General features: G+C 59.0%; 1 protein-coding gene. It reads left to right on the top strand.

From position 1 onward, the window contains the following. The coding region (locus QEP11_RS15650; RefSeq protein WP_413788741.1) for an electron transfer flavoprotein subunit beta/FixA family protein at positions 1-269 on the top strand (269 nt) is incomplete at its 5' end. Positions 270-383 lie beyond the last annotated feature (114 nt).

Genomic DNA, 383 nt, shown 5'->3' with positions numbered 1-383 from the left:
GCGGCCTGGAAACCTTGAGCCTGTCTACCCCCGCCATCATCACCACCGACCTGCGCCTGAACGAGCCTCGCTACGTGACCTTGCCCAACATCATGAAGGCCAAGAAAAAGCAGCTGGACACCATCAAGCCTGAAGAGCTGGGCGTGGATGTGGCGCCGCGCATCAAGACCTTGAAGGTGGCAGAGCCCGCCAAGCGCGGCGCTGGCGTCAAAGTTCCGGACGTTGCAACTTTGGTTGACAAGCTGAAGAACGAAGCGAAAGTGATCTAAGGCCTGTGATTACAAGTCCTGATGCGTCGTTGCATGGTCTCGCCGTAGCGCTGCTACTGTTTTCGCCCATGCGCCTCGCCTCAGCCGCTTCGCTGACTTGTATTCCCAGCCCGG

This window comes from Comamonas halotolerans, from assembly GCF_030162935.1.
Taxonomy (GTDB): Bacteria; Pseudomonadota; Gammaproteobacteria; order Burkholderiales; family Burkholderiaceae_C; genus Comamonas; species Comamonas halotolerans.
Note: the sequence above shows the minus strand (reverse complement) of the source record. Positions and strands in the feature narration are given on the sequence as shown.